Source organism: Enterovirga sp. CN4-39, assembly GCF_049446235.1.
Classification (GTDB): domain Bacteria; phylum Pseudomonadota; class Alphaproteobacteria; order Rhizobiales; family Beijerinckiaceae; genus Enterovirga.
The window spans coordinates 439,321-456,117 of the sequence record NZ_JBMSEF010000002.1; the positions used below are offsets into that span (position 1 = coordinate 439,321).

At 62.5% G+C, this 16,797-nt stretch carries 14 protein-coding genes and 1 pseudogene; 7 read left to right on the forward strand and 8 right to left on the reverse strand.

Annotation, left to right across the window (positions count from 1 at the left end):
• The 3 genes from ACO2SS_RS05890 to ACO2SS_RS05900 all read right to left on the reverse strand — a co-directional run bounded on the left by ACO2SS_RS05890 (position 1) and on the right by ACO2SS_RS05900 (position 2,357).
• Positions 1 to 510 (reverse strand): DUF3489 domain-containing protein, encoded by a 510-nt coding sequence (locus ACO2SS_RS05890; protein ID WP_423276663.1) that lies wholly within the window; start codon positions 508 to 510, stop codon positions 1 to 3.
• A 95-nt stretch (positions 511 to 605) separates the two neighbouring features.
• A complete protein-coding gene (locus ACO2SS_RS05895; protein ID WP_423276664.1) occupies positions 606 to 842 on the reverse strand; it encodes a hypothetical protein in 237 nt (78 codons plus the stop codon).
• 342 nt (positions 843 to 1,184) lie between these two features.
• Positions 1,185 to 2,357 (reverse strand): IS110 family transposase, encoded by a 1,173-nt coding sequence (locus tag ACO2SS_RS05900; protein ID WP_423276665.1) that lies wholly within the window; start codon positions 2,355 to 2,357, stop codon positions 1,185 to 1,187.
• Between the two features lie 202 nt (positions 2,358 to 2,559).
• Between ACO2SS_RS05900 and ACO2SS_RS05905 the strand changes: the two genes are divergently transcribed.
• The 4 genes and pseudogenes from ACO2SS_RS05905 (at position 2,560) to ACO2SS_RS05920 (ending at position 7,165) form a co-directional block, all read left to right on the forward strand.
• Complete coding sequence (locus tag ACO2SS_RS05905; RefSeq protein WP_423276666.1) at positions 2,560 to 3,030, forward strand: MucR family transcriptional regulator; 471 nt, start codon at positions 2,560 to 2,562, stop codon at positions 3,028 to 3,030.
• A gap of 120 nt (positions 3,031 to 3,150) precedes the next feature.
• Positions 3,151 to 3,465: pseudogene (locus tag ACO2SS_RS05910) on the forward strand (MucR family transcriptional regulator); the annotation flags it as partial.
• Positions 3,466 to 3,721: 256 nt separating this feature from the next.
• Positions 3,722 to 6,094, forward strand: a complete 2,373-nt coding sequence (locus ACO2SS_RS05915; RefSeq protein WP_423276667.1) for an ATP-binding protein — start codon at positions 3,722 to 3,724, stop codon at positions 6,092 to 6,094.
• Positions 6,095 to 6,100: 6 nt separating this feature from the next.
• Positions 6,101 to 7,165, forward strand: a complete 1,065-nt coding sequence (locus tag ACO2SS_RS05920) for a hypothetical protein (protein ID WP_423276668.1) — start codon at positions 6,101 to 6,103, stop codon at positions 7,163 to 7,165.
• On the opposite strand, the gene ACO2SS_RS05925 is transcribed toward ACO2SS_RS05920, so the two are convergent.
• From ACO2SS_RS05925 to ACO2SS_RS05935, 3 genes are all read right to left on the reverse strand, one after another.
• Positions 7,116 to 8,414: a DNA cytosine methyltransferase gene (locus ACO2SS_RS05925; protein WP_423276669.1), complete on the reverse strand. Its 1,299-nt coding sequence runs from the start codon at positions 8,412 to 8,414 to the stop codon at positions 7,116 to 7,118. The two genes, ACO2SS_RS05920 and ACO2SS_RS05925, sit on opposite strands and share 50 nt — an antisense overlap.
• A 56-nt stretch (positions 8,415 to 8,470) precedes the next feature.
• On the reverse strand, positions 8,471 to 8,902 hold the full coding sequence (locus ACO2SS_RS05930; RefSeq protein ID WP_423276670.1) for a very short patch repair endonuclease: 432 nt from the start codon (positions 8,900 to 8,902) through the stop codon (positions 8,471 to 8,473).
• A gap of 269 nt (positions 8,903 to 9,171) precedes the next feature.
• Positions 9,172 to 10,089 carry a phage exclusion protein Lit family protein gene (locus tag ACO2SS_RS05935; protein ID WP_423276671.1) on the reverse strand — a complete coding sequence of 306 codons (918 nt, stop codon included), beginning with the start codon at positions 10,087 to 10,089 and terminating at the stop codon, positions 9,172 to 9,174.
• 569 nt (positions 10,090 to 10,658) lie between these two features.
• On the opposite strand from ACO2SS_RS05935, the gene ACO2SS_RS05940 reads away from it, so the two are divergent.
• Both ACO2SS_RS05940 and ACO2SS_RS05945 read left to right on the forward strand, forming a co-directional pair.
• Positions 10,659 to 11,213 (forward strand): DUF305 domain-containing protein, encoded by a 555-nt coding sequence (locus ACO2SS_RS05940; RefSeq protein WP_423276672.1) that lies wholly within the window; start codon positions 10,659 to 10,661, stop codon positions 11,211 to 11,213.
• A 165-nt stretch (positions 11,214 to 11,378) separates the two neighbouring features.
• The gene (locus tag ACO2SS_RS05945; protein WP_423276673.1) at positions 11,379 to 12,701 is read left to right on the forward strand and encodes a DUF2254 domain-containing protein; all 1,323 of its coding nucleotides are present in this window, start codon (positions 11,379 to 11,381) and stop codon (positions 12,699 to 12,701) included.
• An 11-nt stretch (positions 12,702 to 12,712) separates the two neighbouring features.
• Here ACO2SS_RS05945 and ACO2SS_RS05950 read toward each other — a convergent pair whose 3' ends face one another.
• Together ACO2SS_RS05950 and ACO2SS_RS05955 are read right to left on the reverse strand one after the other, a co-directional pair.
• Positions 12,713 to 13,378, reverse strand: a complete 666-nt coding sequence (locus tag ACO2SS_RS05950; RefSeq protein WP_423276674.1) for a response regulator transcription factor — start codon at positions 13,376 to 13,378, stop codon at positions 12,713 to 12,715.
• On the reverse strand, positions 13,378 to 15,495 hold the full coding sequence (locus ACO2SS_RS05955) for an ATP-binding protein (protein WP_423276675.1): 2,118 nt from the start codon (positions 15,493 to 15,495) through the stop codon (positions 13,378 to 13,380). Before ACO2SS_RS05955 ends, ACO2SS_RS05950 begins: the two co-directional genes overlap by 1 nt.
• A gap of 200 nt (positions 15,496 to 15,695) precedes the next feature.
• Between ACO2SS_RS05955 and ACO2SS_RS05960 the strand changes: the two genes are divergently transcribed.
• Positions 15,696 to 16,364, forward strand: a complete 669-nt coding sequence (locus ACO2SS_RS05960) for a PRC-barrel domain-containing protein (protein ID WP_423276676.1) — start codon at positions 15,696 to 15,698, stop codon at positions 16,362 to 16,364.
• The last annotated feature ends 433 nt before the right edge of the window (positions 16,365 to 16,797 follow it).

Here is a 16,797-nt window from a genome sequence, read left to right on the forward strand (position 1 = left end):
TTAGGCCAGCGCGGCCGCCGCCGCTTCTCCTTCGACCTGTTTGGCGCGCGACCGGCGCTTCGGAGCGGCATGCTCTTCCGCCACGATCCGGTAGGCCGTCGTGCCGTCCTCGCGCGAGCTCTTCAGGAGCAAGGTGCCGGCCGAGCGAAGCCGTGAGAGCGCCGCCCGTGTCGTGTGCGGCAGCCAGCCCGTCGCGCTCATCAGCTCAGCGATGCTCGCCCCCTCCGCCCGCCCCAGCAGTTCCAAGACCATCGTCCGCTTGCTGGCTTTACGCGCGCCATCCTCGGTCCGCTTCTGCCGCGGCGGGCGAAGCCCGATGGCCCGGTAGCCAAGGAGGGTCAACACGTGCCTGTCCTCCTCGGCGCGGATGAGCTTCTCCCGTTCGAAGCGGCCCATGAGCCGCTGCTGGGTGGCCGGCTTGGTCGCCTCCGGGATCTCGATCGCGCCGCCTCGTTCGGCGGCCGCAAGGAGGATGGTCGTCTCGGTCTTGCTGAGCGTGATGGTGGTCATCTGGGTGGCTTCCCTGCCGGGACCAGCCCCGGCACCACCCCGGCCCCGCAATCGGCCAGGAGACCGGCGGGGCGGAGCAATGAGCGGCTAGGCGGCTAGGTTGGAGCAGTGCGGTCGGTCTTCCGGCCCATGCGGCCCAGCAGGCACATGGCACCGTGCAGGGTGCCGACCTGATGAAGGAGCTCGTCGAGATCCATCGCGATCCGGACAGCCTCGCGCTCCGACCCGCTCTCGGCACATGCGACCGCACCCTTCGCGATCGCGGCCGCCTCGGTCAGCCTGGCGCTGATCTCGGTCAGACACCCCGTAATGCTCAGGCCCGCAGCGCTCATACCTTCGTCTCCCGTCACCCTCGACGGGACCCACACACGCTTGTATGGGGGCACCAGTCAAGCGCCGATCCGGACCTAAGTGTCTGCGTCTGCTCTATTTTCCGAGTTCTCCTCCGCGTTCAGCCTCAATGAGCCACCTGCCTTGGGGTCAAGCCTGCGAGCCACCGCGACCTCACGGTCGCATAACCTTGTATCCGGTCGACCGTGCGGTCGAGACCATGATCTCTCGTCCATGCCACGAGAAGCAGGCCTGGGGGACGGACCAATCTCTGTTGCCGATACGAAGCCCAAGCGTGTGTCCGGTCACGTCCACCCCTGCAGAGACGACGTCGAGGACGTCGCCTATCCCTTCAGCGCCGCGCCGTCCGGTACGAGGCCGGTCTCGACGAAGCGCCACAGCGCGATCATCAGCTTGCGGGCGGGCGCCACGATCGCGACACGCCTCGTTCGGCCCTTCAAGGCCGCGACGCGCTCGTTGAACCAGGCCGCGAGCCTGCTCGTCGGCTGGTTCCGCAGCCAGAGCCAGGCGAGCTCGACCGCATAGTGACGGGCGCAGGCGTTGCCGGCCTTGCTGATGCCCTGGTCCCGGCTGCTCCCACCGCTGCTGTACGGCGTCGGGGTCAGCCCGACATAGCTTGCGACGGCCCGCCGATTGCCGAACTTGCGGTAGAAGACCTCCGTCGCCAGGACCGACGCGAAGGTCGGCCCGATGCCGCGGATCCGCATCAGGCTCTCGGCGACGGCGTGAGAGGCGGCCGAACCCTTCGGCTTGCGAACCCTTCCTGAGACGCTGCCGACCAGCGCGTCGATCTCGGCAACGACCTCGCGCAGCATCTTCCTCACCGCCTCGAGAAGCTTCGCCTCTCGCCTGATCTCCCTCATCAGGTGCACCGGAAACAGTCGGCCATCCCGTGTCTTCAGGTCCGACAGGCTGCCGAGCCAGCCGTCTCGGAGGGGTTCCACCCCGAAGATCCCCTGCAGCTTGAGAAGAGCCTTGATGCGGTTCACGTGCCGAACGCGTTCGCGAACGAGGTTCTCACGGGACCGGTGAAGGCGCTTCGCATCCTCCTGCTCCGGCGTGGGAACCCGCACAACGCTGCAGACCTTCGCCTCCCCCCGTTGCAAGGCCATGAGAACCCGGACCAGAGCCTCCGCGTCGATGCGGTCCGTCTTGGCGTTGCGGCGGCGCCGGCTGACCTGGATGCTCGCCGAGTCGAGCACCTGGTTGTGAATGCCTTCCGCCACGAGGAAGCGGTGCAGCCAGAAGCCGTCGTACCCGGCCTCGTAGCAGCTATGAACCTGCGGCTTATCCGCTCCCGCACATGCGGCGCGAGCCTGGGCACCTCGCAAGGTGTTGAGCAATGCCTCGGCATCACCCGACGCGACGCGCGCGAAGCTGATCTTCGGCCGACCCGGGATGTGAAGCGCGATCACCCATGAGGTCGAGCTGAGCTCGATCGCAGCGAAGATATTGCTGGTCGACGAGACCGGTTCGTCGTGACGACTGGTGTGCATGATGGGAACTCCGCCTTCGGGTTGTCCGAGGTGAAGGATCGCCGAAAACCGGTCAGGCCCCCATGGAATCTCTGCTCGCCCCAACAGTCCAGTCGAATGTGCAGACCTCCTCGAAAAATCTGCGTGGTTGGCGACCAGTGAACCTCCTTGACCCACAGATGTTGGGTCAAGGTAACGCTGCTTGATCAGCAAGGAGGCATACTTGCAGGGCCAGGACCAAACATCGGCGAACGATCTTCAGTTTTTCACGGCAGAACTTGTCGCGTCCTATGTCGCGAAAAACCCGGTTCACATCAGCGATCTGCCAAACCTGATCTCGACGGTTCATGCCGCCCTGAGCAATCTGGGCCAGCCGAAGGCAGCGGAACCTGAGAAGCTGACCCCGCCCGTCTCGATCAAGAAGTCGGTCACGCCGGACTACCTGATCAGCATGGAAGACGGTCGCCGCTACAAGGCGTTGAAACGCCACCTCGCGGGCAAAGGCCTGACCCCGGCCGAGTACCGCCACAAGTGGGGTCTGCCGTCCGACTACCCGATGACCGCGCCGGCCTATTCCGAGCGGCGATCGCAACTCGCCAGGACGCTTGGTCTCGGCCGGAAGAAGGAAGAGTCGCCTCCGACCGGGAATAGCCGGACCAGGAAAAAGCCGGCCGGCACGTCCGAGACGGCCTGATTATCCGGTGGCTAGGTACGTAGCCTGCCACCGGACCTTAGCTCCCGCTACTCTGAACGAGTTCGAAGGCAGCAATGCTCCTCCAGAGTCGCGCCTCCGCAACGGGCAGGATTGGCGCGAGCCCGACCTGAGAAGCTCGCTCCGCCTGTCCCGATCAAAAAGTCGGTTACGCCGGATTGCCTGATCAGCCTGGAAGACGGTCGCCGGTACAAGTCGCTGAAGCGTCACCTTGCAGGAAAAGGTCTGACCCCGGCCGAGTACCGCCTGAAATGGGGCCTGCCGTCCGACTACCCGATGACTGCGCCGGCCTATTCCGAGCGGCGCTCGCAGCTCGCCAAGACGATCGGCCTTGGCCGCAAAAAGGAAGAAGCTCCGGCTCCTCCCGGGAAAAGCCGCGGAAGGAAGAAGTCAGCAGCTCCGGCCGGGATGGTCTGACGCGAAGAGGGCGGCCAAGACCCGAGCTTGGCCGTCCACTCTGCGGTGCGCGCGGACGCAGCAACGCTCCTGAAGGCAAGGTCTGCCCCCATTGCGGACCTTGGGAATGTTCGATGTCGGGATCGAGAACCGCGCGCCCACCTGCCCAGTGAGAGCGTATCGGTCACGTCCATGCTATCCATTCAACTAATATGACCGATCTTTGCGACTCCGCTATGGTGGGATTGGCCGGGAATGGCTGTCGGACGATTGGGGCATGCCACTCCCTGTGATTGCGGAAGAGCCAGAAGCTAACCCGTTGCACTTTAAGATCAGCTCCGCGCTAAAGCGCGTAATCGGGCGCGACCTCATCACGGACGAGTTCGTCGCCATCTTCGAACTCGTGAAGAACGGCTTCGACGCTCGTGCAGGCCGGGTCGACATCGTTCTCGATAACGGGCGGCTCTACATCGTCGACAATGGCAAGGGGATGTCCCTCCAGGACATTACGGACAAATGGCTCTTCGTGGCTTATTCGGCCAAGCGCGACGGAACCGAAGACCTCGACTACCGCGACCGTATTGGCACCGATCGAGCCTATGCCGGCAGCAAGGGCGTCGGGCGGTTTTCGTGTGACAGGCTAGGCCGAACGCTGCGGATGCAAACCCGTCGGGCCGGCGCAGGAAACCTTGTAGAGGTGGTCTCGGTCGATTGGGATCGTTTCGAGCAGGACGCGAAAGAGGAGTTCGCTAGCGTCCCCTTGCAGCACGAGACAAGTGTAGCTTTCGACCTCCCCGATCAGGTCGACCCAATGCTGTCCGGCACTGTGCTAGAAATCGGCGGCCTTCGTGAGGACTGGGATCGAGACAAGCTACTCAGGCTTCGCGCTGCGCTCGCTAAGCTGATCAACCCATTCGGGGGTACAAGCGACAACTTCCAGGTCTGGCTTCGCGTGCCCGCTGAGGTCGATCAGGACGCGGTCGAGCTGGCCCGGTCGGGTCCGGAAGACGCCCAAACCAGCGTCGTCAACGGACGGATCGAGAACTTCATCTTCGACACGTTGAAAGGCAAGACGACCCACTTAGAAGTGGCCGTGTCGAACGATGGCCATCACATCTACTCGACGCTCACTGACCGTGGAGAACTGGTCTATCACATCCGCGAGCCGAACCGCGAGTTTCCCCTACTGGCCGGCACGGGATTCCACTGCAACCTGTTTTACCTGAACAGGTCCGCCAAGCTGACGTTCAAGCGCCGCATGGGCGTGAACTCCGTCCAATTCGGGTCGATCTTCCTCTTCAAGAACGGGTTTCGCATCTTTCCGATCGGCGAGGAGGGGGTCGACACGTTCGGGATCGATCGGCGAAAGGCTCAGGGTTACAATCGATTCCTCGGGACGCGGGACGTCATCGGGCGGATCGACGTCAGTGGTTCGGACGACGTGTTCTTGGAGTCTACCAGCCGGGACCAGGGCCTGATCCAAACGCCTGCCTACGCCCAGCTCGAAAGCTGTTTCGACGAGCGATGCTTCCGGCGCCTTGAACGCTACGTCGTTGGGGTGAACTGGAAAGACGCGCTCGACCTCGACGTGGAGGACGCATCAAGGTTGCGGGGGGACAGCGCGAGCGCTCGGATTACCGCCATTGTCGCCCAGCTGGCCGGCACCGAAGGCGTCGAACTTCTAGATTACAACCATGACCTCGTTCGCATCCTCAACGAGCGGTCAGACGCCTTCACGGACACTCTCTCTGGCCTGAAGGTGCTCGCGCGGAAGTCCGGCAATGCGGCCTTGCTGCACGAAATCGATGCCGCCGCTTCCCGGTATGCAGACCTTCAAAGGGCTGAGGTAGCTGCTCGTGGCGCCGCGGACCGAGAACGTGTAGCCCGCCGAGATGCCGAACGCGCCGCAGCTGAAGCTGCCCTTCGCGCCGAGACGGCAACCAAGTCCCTAGATGAGGAGCGTAAGCGGAACCTTTTCCTCACGTCGCTCACTAGCCTGGACCGGGACGTCGTCGAGATCCTTCACCACCAGATCATCATCCACGCTGCGGCTATCAGTGAGATAGTCAACACGCAGTTCGATCGACTGCGAGACGGCGCATTGCCGACCCGTGACGACCTGATCTCGACCTTCGAAAACATCTCGTTCCAAAATCGGAAGGTTCTTTCGACGGCAAGGTTTGCGACTAAAGCGAACTTCCGCCTCGACTCTGAAAACATCGACGAGGACCTGGCCGGCTACATCGTTGACTACATCAATGAAGTCGCGCCGATGTTTTCTGAAACGGGCATCCGGATCTTAGTTACCTCCGAAGCCAAGGAGCTGCTCCGGCGTTTCAAACCGATCGAGATTTCAATATTGATCGACAATCTGGTGAGTAATGCCGGAAGGGCCGAAGCGACCAAGATTTCGTTCCACCTCGACCAGCCCACACCACACGAACTGAGGATCGTTGTGCAGGATGACGGTCGAGGTTTTCATCCATCGGTTGCCGAGCTCGGCCGTTTGTTTGAAAAGGGCTTCACGACGTCTACGGGGTCGGGGTTGGGCCTCTACCATGTGGCGCAGATCCTCGACGACCTTGGGGGGGCGATAACGCCTGAACGGTCGGAACGGGGTGCCCGGTTTGTTATCCGGATCAGGGGATGAGCAAGCATGCAGCTCAACTATCGCATCCTCTGGTTCGACGATCAGGCCCAGGCGATCAAGCCGTTTGTGGATCGTGTCCAAAGCATGATCGCGCGGTTAGGGTTCGAGCCCCACGTTGACCTCCGCATCATTACCGCCGACGTCTCTGAACCGCTCGCCAGTTTGCCACCGCAGACGGACGTTGATTTGGTCTTGATGGATTACAAGCTGGGCGGCCAGCACGATGGGGCCGACCTTGCCCAGAAGCTGAGGGTGACGTTCCGCGACACCGACTTCATTTTCTACAGTTCCGAGCCGGCCGCGGCGCTTCGCCAGCTCATTTTCAACAAGGGCATCGATGGCGTCTTTTGCGTCAGCCGCCCGAACCTGAGTGATAGGGCGAACGGCATTATCCAGGGCCAGCTCCGCCGCGTTCTCGACCTCAACCACATGCGCGGCATCGTCATGGCCGCCACGAGCGACCTCGACCTGCGAATAATCGACTGCTTAGAGGTCGTGCAGAAGATCCTCTATGCCGGCGACCAGGGGGCCGCGGGTTACGCCAACGAGATCGCAGCGCGCATCTCAAAGTCCATGCGCAGCAAGGCTGACGAAATTGACGACCTCGGGAAGAGGGGGAAGCTCGCCAAATTGCTACGCGAGCCTTCCTTCGGCGCCCTCCTGCGGCTCCAACTGCTACAAGAGGAAATTTCCAAGCTGGCCGACAAGTTAGGCGAACAGCACGTCGTCGATGGGCTCGGCAAATATCACCAGGAGGTAATCACCCCGCGGAATGACTTCGCCCACAGGAAGGCGCATGTCAGCGACGGCAAGCTCCACTTGGAGGGTCGATCCGACCCCCTCGACCACGATTCAATGAAGGCGCTTAGGCTTAGGCTCCTGGCGCACGCCGACAACCTTCGCGGCCTTCTCAGCTCGCTGCATGAGCTGGCGGGAGCCGCCGGTGAGCCTGCCTTGGCCAAGGAGATCGCGAAGATAGAAGCCGCGGTGGAAGAAGCAGCGGAGGCGGTCGCCGGAGATGCTACCCCGTGTTCGCCTTGGTCTGGCTGCCCTTCAGGCAATGCTGCCTAAGCCTATGCCCTAGGATCTCCGCCAGCAAAGGCGGGACTGCGTTTGCCACCTGCGTGAAGCGCGGCACCTCGGTGCGACGGCGATGACCGCCAGTAGTGTATTTGCCCTTGAACACAAACCAATCAGGGAAAGATTGTAGCCGCGCGTTCTCTCGCACGGTGAGGGTCCGCGGTTCAGAATAGTGCAGCAGATCATCGGGCATGCTGGTGACAGTGGGCGCCGGAAGGGCTGCATCGAGCACCCGCGTCGCCATTTTGGTAATACCCAACTTTGCACGCATCTCTGGACTCAACTGCCGGTTTGACCGCCCCTCATCGCGACACATCTGGATGATGTCGGCGAACCGCTCGCGGATCGACGCAGTGTGCTTTGCCAGGCGGGTATCAGTCGGCTCACCATCAAGTCCATCGCGCATCGCACGCTGATAGGGGGTGATCGGCGCCTTGTAACCAATCGCCTCGAAGCCCGGGCTATCGGGACATGGATGCAGCTCATTCCTGCCAATCTCCAGGTCTGAAATCGCATCCTGGGCCGAGCAGATTGCCGCCAACCCGTAGTGCTGGAGGACCAAGGCTTTACTAACATGCAAATCCGCCAGGGCGCCGCTCTCAAGGCCAGCTCCTTTCCTTGTCCCAACAAGGATGAACCGGGGCCGATTCTGGGGCACGCCGAAGTCGCAGGCCCGGAGGATTTGGGCTTCGATGATGTAGTCCTCAGAGAGCTTGCGCGTTAGCTGTGCGGCAGCGTTCTCGCGAGTAAGCCCACCTGCGCGGGCCTTGAAGTCCAAGGTGAAGCCGCGGACGTTTTCTAATAGGATGGTTCTGGGTTGGACAATCTCGACTAGCTCCAGGTATCGATCGACCATCACGTTACGCGGGTCGTCGGCTCGGCGCCGGCCTGCGCTTGAGAAACCTTGGCACGGGGGTCCACCGGCCAGCAGGTCGATGCTTCCTCTCAGCGCGACGAGTTGATCGCGGTGCCTGGCGATTACGCCCTCGACCGTCGACGGCTGCTGCGGTAGCCAGCTAGGCCAATCGTAACGAAAGCGCGCGCCCTTCTCGAGGAAGTTTGCCTGCAGCGTCGCGAATGCGAAGGCGTCTTTCTCAATGGCGAATAACCCGCGCCAACCAGCGCGATGAAGTCCTAAGCTCAGGCCACCGCACCCTGCAAAGATGTCGATATAGGTGGGCGACGAAGCGCTTGCGGCAGCTTCTGGTCCAGCTCTCTCTTTGGTTGGACCCTTCAGCATTCGGCGCCCCCGACCGGTTACCGGACTATGAATCTGGAAGCGTGGCAGGACCAGGTTTATTTTTTGACTCTGCCCCCAGGTGGCCCTAGGAGGGCCCGAAGGCGGTCCGATAACGCCGCTACGTCCTTGACCTCGCACTCCCAGATCACCTGCGCGTCCCAGCCCAGGGTGATGACATCGGAGAGGTTTCTGGCGTCCCGTTCTTTGTTGGTCGCGAATTTTTGCTTCCAGTAGTCCTGCCGGGTCTTCGGCAAGTGACCGACCCTGCATCCCTCGTGGTGGTGCCAGAAGCACCCGTGAACGAAGAACAGCTTTCGGCGCGCCGGAAACACGATGTCCGGCCGTCCTGGCAAGTCACGCCGGTGAAGCCTGAAGCGATAGCCCATGCCGTGCAGCAGGCGGCGAACCTGTAGCTCGGGCTTTGTGTTAGCGCCCCGGATCAAAGCCATCCGCGCGCTGCGCTGGGCGGGAGTCATGATGTCGGTCACCAGCGCTCCTCCGTCCATCGTTGGATTCGAAACCTAGTGGACACCCGCATACGCTCCCCAATGGTGCGCCAGGAAGGCCGGCCTAGGCCACAGACATCGGTCGGCGGGCAACAGGGCCCCAGAAAGTATCTCACCTTATTTTCGCTGATTTTCATCTTCTAAATCGAGAGACTCAATAATGTAGACTTCAGGCTTCGTCATCGGGAACGCCTAAACGGGAATGCAGGTAGTATGCTGTCGAGTCACGAAGCTCTGCCGCCGCCGGCGTGCTACGTGGAGCGCAGTGCATCGCAAAGCGCATAAGCCAGCTCGCGGTCCGTTGGCGGGAACGGGCCAGGAGGCGGCAGCGCGTCAAGCCCGCGCGCAAAGGCGGTGAGCAGCGAGGCGATGGTGATCCAGAACCAGTCTGGAACCGGATCAGCGGCTGCGTCGAGGGCCGCGCGAAGCCTAGTTTTAACAGCCGGATAGTCCTCGGTTTCTTCCCATAGACCTCGTGGTGTGAGCGTTAGGATCGCGAGCTGGGCGAAGATGATTCCGAGGATGCGCTTGGCGCGAACAAGCGTTGGATCCTCCTTCGCGTTACCCGCGTATGCTGAAATCTCGTCCAGCAGGAGTGCGAGCGCCCAGCGGTCGCATTCTCTCTCCTCGTCTACGAGGCGATCAGGCCGGGCCCCATCGCGGTCGAGCAAAGCATGTCGGACCTCATGTGCGAAGACGAACGCGCCAGCTATACAGATGAGATCGAACGTCGCCTTCTGCGATATGTCGTGGAGGCGGAGGCCCTCAGCTGGCACCGGCACGTTGTTGGGCCATTCGAAATCTACGAGTGAGGTCGCCGCATCGAGATCTCGTACATTGGCTAGGAGACGATCAAATATTTCATCGTACGCTTTCTGCTGCGCGTAGTCATTCCAAGCGACCGGATCGAAAGCGGCTCCGTTCAGGCGCTCCCAAACGATCCGAACATTATACGCCTCGACGCCCGCCCAAGCGGTGTACCCAGTGAGCCAGATCAGCCGCAAAGCCTTCTCACTCACTTGGATTACGCCGTAGCTCGCCTGAAGAAGGAAGCGAGGAGCATCGAGAAGTCTGAACCGATCTACCTCGGCGGCTTCGAGACGCATCGTTTCGACACGTTCAGGCACAACGCCGTTGAACAGGGCGTTTACGGCGTCAGATACGTCCACCGAACTGTCTCCTTTAACGATGGCTGGGCGGCCGCGCCCCGATCCTAAGGCGCTGGCAAGCGGTCTGGAAGGCCTACCTCGGCCAACACGGATCCAATTGGGATAAGGTTGACGCTCAAGCGGACGTTATGAGCGTCCGAGAAGGGTGGAGCGTTCGTAGGCCGAGCCGGGTCGCGGAGGTCCGCTTCCGGGGAAGCAGGTAATGTCCGGAGTTGGCGCATCTTGGCCGAAAGCAGCCCGGACGCTTTGGAGAGCGCCGCAAGGGAAGCCGACGTTGTTCTGCCGACTGCTCTCGCCCCCTTGCACGGCTGCTGACCTTGTAGACGCAGGCCCGAACGGGGCAGACGAGGCGTCATTCATCGCACTCAAAGGGTACGCCCGAAAAGACCATTCGTGGTTGACTCATCCCCTCCGCTACCGAGATCACGCTGGCAGCGCTCCGCCTCTCAAAACGACACGCGCTGATCGCCCCACCTTAGATACGGCCAGCTGCCTGGCCCCAAGTGGCCCTCAAGGGTTCGCAACCATGCGTCATTCCGCGAGTTGGCTCAGCACATGGAGACGGCACCATGAGCTACGCCCGCTTCGCGGCGATGGTTACGACCTCTACAATTCTGATGTTCGGGTTGATGTACCTGAACGTCTTTGCCCTCAGCCACATCGAATACAGTCAAACGCGAACCTGGATGGCTCTGATCATGGGAGCCGCCATGGCTATAACCATGCTCGGATTCATGTGGGGGATGTACGAGAACAGGCGCGCCAAGCTCGCGATCCTGCTGGGAAGCTTCTTCGTGTTTGTCGGCGCTCTGTGGCTTGTCCGAAGCCAACAGGCTGTAGGCGATCTCTCCTACATGCGGGCGATGATCCCACATCACTCCATTGCCATTCTTACCAGCGAGCGCGCGCACATCCGAGACCCGGAGGTCCGGGCGTTGGCCGACCGGATCATCGATGCGCAGGTTCGAGAGATCGCGGAGATGAAGCGGCTGATTGCCCGGCTCGAGGGGCACCCCATTCCGACGGATGCCCCAGACCTCCCGTCTAACCGTCGACGTGGCGGTCCCCCGCCCGCACCCGAGACGGACAAGACCGCCGGGATCGGCACACAGCAGCGGAACTGAATTTTGTGTTCCATAGGAGTACTTAAGGGCTGACCGAGCGCTGCCGACCAGCATGGCGCGGCCCTCTTTCTCAGCATACTAGAGGCTGCTTCGTTTGAGGCCGGCCGGAACAGCAGACTGCATGGTTCGTCGAAAACTTGAAGGACTCACGGACGGAGACGGAGCGTGAATGCTCGAGTGCGCGCATGGCTCGAGCGGCTTGGCGATCAATTCTGGCTTCGACCGGCTCTGGTTGTGATCACATGCATGCTGATGGCGCGGGGTGCGATCTGGCTGGAAACCACTCAACCGTTCGCGGGGTCCGGCGGCCCGGCAAGTTGGGGCTACAGCGGCGGAGCAGAGGGCGCGCGGGCGCTCCTCGGTGCAGTGGCGTCATCGGCGATTGGTGTTGCGGGTACGGTCTTCTCGATCACCGTAGCAGCGCTGTCGCTCGCCTCCGGGCAAATGGGGCCGCGGCTGTTGCGGAACTTCGTCCGGGACAGTCGGAACCAGCTTGCACTCGGGATCTTCGTCGGAACCTTCGCTTACGCGCTGCTGATTTTGCGAACCGTTCGAACGGAGCAGGAGGGCGCCTTTATCCCCCATGCCGGGGTCACAGGCGCGATCATCCTAGCGGTGATATGCGTCGCGACGCTGGTCTGGTTCGTCCACCACGTTGCGACGAGCATCAACGTCGAAAAGGTCGTGGAGGCGGTTCACCGCGATCTGATCGATGCGGTGGAGCAGGCGACTCTCGACCGTCCCGACCTCACACGCGTTGCGTTCGAAAGGGGAATGACAGTCAACGTCTCGGGCAGCGGATACCTCCAGGCCATTGATCACGGCGTCATCGGGGATTGGGCCGCGTCCGAAAATCGCCGCGTCCGACTGAGAGTCAGGCCGGGAGACTACGTTCCAAAGGGACTGCCTGTTGCGGAGGTGGACCCGCCGCATGACCAAGCGAAGCCTCTCCTGGACCGTACGCTCACGTTCGGAAGTCAACCAACAGCGCTGCAGGACCTCGAATACACGGTCCGCCAGCTGAGCGAAGTCGCGGTCCGCGCACTCTCACCCGGCATAAACGACCCGTTCACAGCCGGTAGCGTGCTGGAGCGCTTCGGCGACGCCCTCTGCCGACTTTCATCGCGCTTCCTGCCAACGGGCGTGACGCCGCGGGAAGGAAGGATCGTCGTTCTCTACCCTGTCACGGAGTATGAGGGCTTGCTCAACGCGATGTTCCACGCCATTCGGCAGAACGGCGCTCGTTCCCCGTTCGTATTGATCCGCATGCTCGACGTGCTGACGAAGGTCGCAGAGGTCGAGCGTGCAACGGATCGTCTTCAAGAGATCAGCCGTCATGCCGATCTTGTTTTCGCGGCCGGCGAGAAAAATCTTGGCGATGAGGACGCGGTCACTGACCTCAGGAAGCGCCTCGACGCGTTTCGGACCGTAGTCGGCAAGTCCCGTGGTGAAGCAACCTGCCAAACGCCCCTCGATGTGCATTCCTAAGCTGGACCCCGCTACACTGGTGCGCTGTCCTGGAGCTCCGAAAGCCAGCCTCGGGCCACCCCGAGCCGAACGATGGCTGCGCGCGAGCGAAGCGAGAGCTTCTCGCAGGCTCGCGCCTTGTAGGTGTCGACCGTTTTCACGCTGACATCCAACTGGCGGGCGATCTCCTTGTTGGCGAAGCCTTGCGCGGTCAGCTTCAGCACGGCTTCTTCACGAGCGCTGAGGTCCGCGGCAAACTCGGCGCCGACCCGCTGCTCTTCAGCTCCCGCGAGAACGCCTCCCACGACGGCGGGGTCAAGATAGATGCCGCCTTCTGCTACGGCGCGGATTGCCCTTAGTAGATCGGCGGCGGCTGAACGCTTGAGAACATACCCGCGGGCGCCGGCACGCATCGCCGGCTGAACGTAGGCGCGATCCTCGTGCACGGTGAGCACCAGCAGCCTCACGCCTGGACAAGTTGATGCGAGCTCGCGTGCCAAGTCGACCCCGCTCATGTCGGGTAGGGAAAGATCGACCACGACTATGTCGGGAACGGCCTCTTGGACGATCCTCAGACCATCCCTGCCGTTGGTTGCCTCCCCGACGACCTCGATCTCGGGAGTTCGTCGCAGGAGAGCCGAGATCCCCGCGAGCACGACGGGATGGTCGTCTACGAGAGCGACGCGCATTTGGCCCATCAGGCCTCCTCACCGCTTGCGAGCGGGATGTTGACGAACAAGGTCGTTCCGGTGCCAGGAGATGCTTCGACCGCCAATTCCCCCGCCAGCAAGGCAAGACGTTCCCGAATGCCCTTGAGCCCGAGGTGAGGCCGGCCCGAGGCTCCGCCGTCGGAGGTCGGCGCCTGGTCAACGGCCAGCGGGTCGAACCCGATTCCGTCGTCCTCGATGATGGCTCGCACGCGTCCAGCCCGGCGCTCAACCACGATGCTGGCGCTGCGAGCATGCGCATGTTTGAGAATGTTCGTCAGAGCCTCCTGAACGACACGATAGATCGCTGTCTCCACCTCCGGGGGTAAGCGGTCGTCGATCCCGACGCATTGCAGGTCGAGTGCGACGTCGCAACGTTCGCTCCAGTCGCGGGCGAATGCGCCCAGGGCTCCTTCGAGGCCCAAGTCGTCGAGGGCTGTGGGTCGGAGGTCCGACGCAGCGCGGTGGATGTCGCGCCCGATCTCCCCCACGAGCGACTGTAGCCAGCGCACATGATCCGTTGCGCTGTGCCCGGGTTCCAGCGAGGTCTCAAGCGTCTTCAGTCCGAGCGACAACCCCGTCACGGTTTGGCCGACCTGATCGTGCAACTCGCGGGCGATACGGCGCTGCTCATCCTCTTGGGCGTCGGCGAGGCGCCGGAGAAGATCTAGGCGTTCGGTCTGCGCTCGCTTCTGCGGCTCGATGTCGGCCACTACCCCATGCATCAGGTGAGCCTCCTCTCCGAACCTGCCGTCCTGAATGAGAGCGCGCCCCTTCGCCCTAACCCAGCGTACCTCTCCCTCGTCAGACATGGCCCTGAACTCAACGTCCAAAGAGGTCCCAAGCTCCACACTGGCTCGCACGGCGTCTTCCACACGGGAGCGGTCTGCGTCGTGAACATGGGAAAGACAGAGATGTAGCGGCAGTCGCCCCACTTGCCGGGCGAAATCTGGGGGGATGGCCAGGAGCTGAGCTGCCCGCGCCGAGCCGCTTATCTCATCAGCCTCCGGATCCCAGCGCCAGGTGCCGAGTTCCGCAGCCTGAACGGCCAATGCCTCGCGCTCTTGGCTCAGAGCGAGTGCGAGGCTTGCCCGCTCCTGCTCTGCTTGCCGCCGGTGGGTCAGGTCGCGGCTCGTCAAATGAGCCACACCGGCGGCGAGGACTAGGCTCGCCAGCGACCCGGCCGCGAGTAGCTGAATGGAACGGTAGACTGGAGCGTTGAGGCTGTCCTTGGGTATGCCGAAGTGGACTGTCCAGCCTTCGGCGATCGGGAGACGGCGGAAGACGCTCTCGACCTCGTCGCCATTAGGTAGCCTTTCCGAGTAGAACCCCTCTGCACCGCGGGTGGCTTCGCGAACGGCTTCACTGACCGAAGCCCCGACATCCTCCGTCTTTGCTGTCCGCGCTACGATGTTACCTGCCCCGTCGACGATGGTCCCGGTCCAGCCCTTCGGAGCGCCCGCGGCCAACAACACGCCCTGTATGGCGGCGGGCGAGAGACCCACAGTCAATACGAACCGCGTTGTCTCTCGAACGTGCACGGGCACCCCAAGTGCGACGAGACGTTTGCCTGTCGAGGGGCCTGGCTCTCCGATCCCTCCGATGATTGGTCGATCCGTCCGGACGACAGCGTCAAGGGCTCGCCGGTCGGCTACAGGCCCGAGCGCATCCCCGAATGGTCGGAGCAAGTTCAGGAGTTGGGTGCCTGAGGCTTCCGCAAGCGACACCGTCTCCCAGAGCGGCCGTGCCTTCACGATGCGCGAAGCTTCATCGTAGAAGCCCGAGAGATCCTTGCGGTCGAGCGAGGGGAGAGCGGCGAGCGTCTGAGCAACCTCGATCTCCTTGGCGAATTCAGAGGTAACCCGGCTCGCAACAAGGTCGAGCGTGTCGACAGCGTCCTTTCGAGCAGCGTGACGGGCCTGCTCTGCGACCAGGTAAGCGGCCGCGCACCCCAAGAGCAGGACCGGGATCATTGCCGTCAGCATGAGCGAGAGGAGGGTTCGCCGGCCTCCCGGGACAGGTCCGGCGGCTACGGAGAGACGCTGCTGACGGGGCACGCGTTCGTTGCCGGCTGAGGCGGTCGCAACGCGCACCGTTTCGGCTTGCATGAGCTACGTTTTCCTCCGACCCGCCGGTCTCGCTGACATAGAAGGGGTTGCCCGTCTGTGGGGCGTTTCGCTCCTCCCTGTCGGGGAAAACTCGGACACCAGCGGCATAACTCCCCGACTGTGAACTGGTCTCTCCCAGGCCGATCTCAAACGACGTGCCTGCGCGCGGCGCAGGTTCTCCGACTCAATCAGGAGAGACCATGATCACGAGAATGCATCTCGCCGTACTCATCGCGGTATCCGCCATCACGGGCCCGGCCCTCGCGCAGCCGGCCAACCCGACAGCAGCCCAGCCACCGACCGCGATGCAGAAGCCCTCCAAGGCTTCGCATGCAGCGGAAGCGAAAAGCACAAGCGCATCGGAGCAGCCTACACCAGGGCAGATCCGGTACGTAACGCAAAACCGGCGCGATCTGTGGCGCGCATCGAAGCTCGAAGGAGTCGATGTCTACAACGACCGGAACGAAAAGATCGGCGACATCTCTGAGGTTCTCGTCGACCGTCAAGGCAAGGTCGAAGCAGTCGTGATCGGCGTCGGAGGGTTCTTGGGGCTCGGCCAGCGCGACGTTGCCGTACCGTTCGATCAGCTTCGTTGGCAGGTGAACGAAAGGCAGAATACCGTGGCAGCGCCTTCGACGCAGTCTGCTCGCGACACGAACACGACAGCCAGCACGTCGACCACCCGCCCGGCCGCCCCGGAAGCCGGCACTGGCGGAATGGGCTCAACCGCCACAGCCCCTCGGCAGAACGATGGTCACATCGCGGACACGCGCTATGACCAGAATCGGGACTATCCCGCACGGGCAGTGCTCGCCGGAGCCACCAAAGATCAGCTCAAGAACGCGCCGGAATTCCAGTACGCGAAATAGGGCATGAGGACCGTGAGAGGCGGCTTTACGCTGCCTCTCACGGTCGATCGGTGCGTGACGTGCAGGCGTTGACGCTCACATTCCTCATCATCTCGCTGAGCGCAGGCGTGCTTGCGTCCGTGGGTCGCGCTGATGGTCGGAAGTTATCGCCAAGGCCATCTTCTGGATGGCACTCGCTCTCGTCGGGCTGCTTCTCCTTCTAGCGAACATCACCGGCGAGCCGCTTGTTTGACCGATAGGCCTCTCACCGTTCGGAGATCAGAATGAAAGCCCTTCTACTTGCTGCTAGTCTTCTGGCCGCTCCATTTGTGTCCGCACACGCGGCACAGGTCAGGTCTGTCGAGCCAGGCCGGATCGAACTAGCACAGCGGGGGCATGACAGGAGTTTCGACAGGCCCCGCTATCGTCACCGCGAACTCAGGCGCGGTCGCCA

Excerpts from the sequence above, each read along its gene's own strand:
- ACO2SS_RS05890 (WP_423276663.1), bottom strand. The coding sequence starts at position 510 with ATGACCACCATCACGCTCAGCAAGACCGAGACGACCATCCTCCTTGCG.
- ACO2SS_RS05895 (WP_423276664.1), bottom strand. The coding sequence starts at position 842 with ATGAGCGCTGCGGGCCTGAGCATTACGGGGTGTCTGACCGAGATCAGC.
- ACO2SS_RS05900 (WP_423276665.1), bottom strand. The coding sequence starts at position 2,357 with ATGCACACCAGTCGTCACGACGAACCGGTCTCGTCGACCAGCAATATC.
- ACO2SS_RS05915 (WP_423276667.1), top strand. The coding sequence starts at position 3,722 with ATGCCACTCCCTGTGATTGCGGAAGAGCCAGAAGCTAACCCGTTGCAC.
- ACO2SS_RS05920 (WP_423276668.1), top strand. The coding sequence starts at position 6,101 with ATGCAGCTCAACTATCGCATCCTCTGGTTCGACGATCAGGCCCAGGCG.
- ACO2SS_RS05925 (WP_423276669.1), bottom strand. The coding sequence starts at position 8,414 with ATGCTGAAGGGTCCAACCAAAGAGAGAGCTGGACCAGAAGCTGCCGCA.
- ACO2SS_RS05940 (WP_423276672.1), top strand. The coding sequence starts at position 10,659 with ATGAGCTACGCCCGCTTCGCGGCGATGGTTACGACCTCTACAATTCTG.
- ACO2SS_RS05950 (WP_423276674.1), bottom strand. The coding sequence starts at position 13,378 with ATGGGCCAAATGCGCGTCGCTCTCGTAGACGACCATCCCGTCGTGCTC.
- ACO2SS_RS05955 (WP_423276675.1), bottom strand. The coding sequence starts at position 15,495 with ATGCAAGCCGAAACGGTGCGCGTTGCGACCGCCTCAGCCGGCAACGAA.
- ACO2SS_RS05960 (WP_423276676.1), top strand. The coding sequence starts at position 15,696 with ATGATCACGAGAATGCATCTCGCCGTACTCATCGCGGTATCCGCCATC.